The organism is Albidovulum sp. (assembly GCF_008933605.1).
Lineage (GTDB): Bacteria > Pseudomonadota > Alphaproteobacteria > Rhodobacterales > Rhodobacteraceae > Albidovulum.
Genome location: NZ_WBUS01000247.1, coordinates 1 through 2,868, shown reverse-complemented (window position 1 = coordinate 2,868; position 2,868 = coordinate 1). Strand labels below are relative to the sequence as shown.

General features: G+C 68.3%; 3 protein-coding genes and 2 pseudogenes. 2 read left to right on the top strand and 3 right to left on the bottom strand.

Annotated elements, in window-relative coordinates:
- Positions 1-151 precede the first annotated feature (151 nt).
- The gene (locus tag F9K34_RS18260) at positions 152-280 is read left to right on the top strand and encodes a hypothetical protein (protein ID WP_291338530.1); all 129 of its coding nucleotides are present in this window, start codon (positions 152-154) and stop codon (positions 278-280) included.
- A gap of 132 nt (positions 281-412) precedes the next feature.
- On the opposite strand, the gene F9K34_RS18255 is transcribed toward F9K34_RS18260, so the two are convergent.
- Positions 413-886, bottom strand: a complete 474-nt coding sequence (locus F9K34_RS18255; RefSeq protein ID WP_291338529.1) for a hypothetical protein — start codon at positions 884-886, stop codon at positions 413-415.
- Between the two features lie 207 nt (positions 887-1,093).
- The gene (locus F9K34_RS18250) at positions 1,094-1,780 is read right to left on the bottom strand and encodes a hypothetical protein (protein WP_291338528.1); all 687 of its coding nucleotides are present in this window, start codon (positions 1,778-1,780) and stop codon (positions 1,094-1,096) included.
- A gap of 39 nt (positions 1,781-1,819) precedes the next feature.
- Between F9K34_RS18250 and F9K34_RS18245 the strand changes: the two are divergent.
- Positions 1,820-2,611: pseudogene (locus tag F9K34_RS18245) on the top strand (LysR family transcriptional regulator); the annotation flags it as partial.
- A 51-nt stretch (positions 2,612-2,662) separates the two neighbouring features.
- On the opposite strand, the pseudogene F9K34_RS18240 reads toward F9K34_RS18245, so the two are convergent.
- A pseudogene (locus tag F9K34_RS18240) lies at positions 2,663-2,868 on the bottom strand (amino acid--tRNA ligase-related protein); the annotation flags it as partial.

Genomic DNA, 2,868 nt, shown 5'->3' with positions numbered 1-2,868 from the left:
GATCATAGGCGCACGGGGGGCGCCCGCAAGCACCGCCTCGGCGCGAAATGATCGTCAAATTGCCGCGGAGCTGTCCCCGCCCTGTCCCAATCCCGCCGCAATCGGACAGGACAGTCGGAGCATGTGTTCAGGTGTCTTGGGGATGACGGACATGGCAAAGGACATCATCCGGTTCGCGATGAACGAGAAGCTGGTGAAGGGCGCGCACTGGGCGGTCTTCGGCATCGGCGTGCTTTCGCTGACCTTCTCCATCGTGGCGACCGCCGCCTCGGCGTTCTGAGCGGACGACCGCCAAACGAATCCGGAAGCCGCGCCCTGGGGCGCGGCCGCCTGCATTTTTCTCCCGGAACCGGCCGGACACGGGGCATGACCTCGACTCGCCCGGAATGCCACCTTGGCCGGCGGCGGCGCGTCAGGACCCGGGCTGGCAGGGCGCCGGGGTCGCCACCATGTCCTGGCGCTCGAAACTCGCGCGGATCAACGCCGCATGGGCCTCACCGGACACCTCCACGACCGGAACCGGCATGCCGGCGCGTTCGAAACTCCCGACGATGAGCGCGCGGTAGCCATCCGCCGTCGCGTGGCGCCCGGTCGCCGGCATGCCGGCGCGCTCGAAACTCGCGCTGATCAACGACGCATAGGCCGCATCGGACACTTCCGCGACCGGGCCCGGCATGCCGGCGCGTTCGAAACTCCCGAGGATGAGCACGCGGTAGTCCTCCGCCGTCACCCGGTGCCCGGGCGCCGGCATGCCGGCGCGATCGAAACTCGCGGCGACCGCGTCGAAATAGCGTTCGCCCGGATCGGACGCCGCGCCTGCAGCAAGGGACGGGGCAACGACTGACACGACGGCAAGGATGGCCGCAACTTTCGCAACATTTTTCATGAAAGTCTCCAATATGCTGTAAAGAAATGAAGAAATGTGACCGGGCGCGGTTTCCGCCCGGCTTCCGTCAGCAGGTCTCGGGCGAGAAGGTCTTTGTGTCCCGGCACGGCTGCGTCAGAGGATTGGTCTGTGCCGGTTCCTCCGCGTCCCGCCGCCCGGCCGGGCAGAGCCCGGCACGGTGCCGCGGGCAGGATTCGCAGGCGCTGCTCAGCACAGCACCTGCTCCATCCGCTCCCAGTCGCCGAAGCGCCAGTGCTCACCCATGATCGCGGCGAAGAGCCCGTCGAAGGCCTCGACCGGCATCGCCTGGCGCATGCCCGTCACCATCGCGATCCGCTCCGACCGCGACGCCGCGCCGAGCATGAACCGACCGAACCCCGCCATCTTCGCCGGCGGGATGTTCGACACGATCGCATGTTCGATCCCGTCGATCTCCTCCGCCGAGAAGTTGGCAGCGATGAGCGGCATCAGTTCGGTCTCTTCCTCGTGCATGTGCACGAGGTCGTCGGCCACGAAGATCGCGAACCGCTGGTAGAGCCGGCGCAGCTTCGCCGCGCGGTCGTCGCCCGCCACCGCCACCTCCTCGGCCATGCGGCGCAACTCGCCGAAGGCCGCGAGGTGATGGTCGTGGTCCTCGCCCTGGTGCTCCGCACCGCCGGGCACGCGGCTCTCCACCACGGCGTGGATCTTCTCGTTCTCGTGGGTGAGGTGCGACAGGCAGATCTCTAGATGCGCGGAAAGCCTGCCCAGGACCTCCATCAGCCCCGCCTCGTCACCGGGATCCGCCTGGCCGAGCGCGATGAGCATGCGTGCGTTCGCCAGACGGATGCCCTTGTGGACCGCGTAATAGAGGTCCCTGGTGATAGGTGTCTCAAATGCCGTTCGGACGTTCATGTCCTCTCTCCATTAATTGGTGTGCAAATGAACTGGTGAATGGCGGCGGAGATAGCGCGCTTCCCTTTCGCTGAAAATACCGGCATTCTGGTTTCACTCTCCGGATTTTTCGGACAATCCATGGACCACCTTCGCGCCATGCGGCTCTTCGTGCGGGTCGCCGAACTGGGCAGCCTCACCGCCGCCTCGACCGACCTCGGCTTTGCCCGCGGCGCCGCCTCCGCCACCGTGGCCGACCTCGAACGCCACCTCGGCGTGCAGCTTCTGGAGCGCACGACCCGCCGCATGCGGCTGACCGAGGACGGCGCCCGCTATCTCGAACGGGCACGGCGGATCATCGCGGACGTGGAGGATCTGGAGGACGAGATCGGCGCGGCCGAGCGCAGCCCGCGCGGGCTTCTCCGCGTCCAGCTTCCGCCCGGCATCGCCCGGATCATCGTCGCGCCCGCCCTGCCGGGCTTTCTCGCCGCGCATCCGGAGATCGAGCTCGAGATCCTGTCGCGGACCGACACGCCGGACTTCGTCGGCCAGCGGCTCGACGCCGCCGTCCTGCTCGGCCCCCTGCCGGAACTCGACATCGTCGCCCGCCCGATCGGCCAGCTTCCGTCGCTGACCGTCGCCGCGCCGGCCTATCTGGAGCTTGCCGGACGGCCCGCGCACCCCGATGACCTTTCAGGTCACGCCTGCATCCCGATCCTGTCGTCCCGGACCGGCCAGCCGCAGCCCTGGCGCTTCCGCATCGACGGCCGCGACACGACCTTCGCGGTGCGCGGCCGGCTCGCCTTCGAGGCGGCGGAATCGGCCGTCGCCGCCGCCCGCAGCGGCGCGGGCATCCTCCAGCTTGCGAGCTATCTGATCTTCGAGGACGTGCGGACGGGCCGGCAGGTCGCGGATGTTCGCGGTGTCGGCGAGAAGCATCACCATCCGGTCGATGCCGGCGGCGCAACCGCCGTGCGGGGGGGCGCCGTACTTGAAGGCCTTGACCATGCCGCCGAAGCGCTTCTCCACCTCGTCCCGGCCGTAGCCCGCCAGCTCGAAGGCCTTGAACATGATCTCGGGCTTGTGGTTGCGGATGGCACCCGACACCA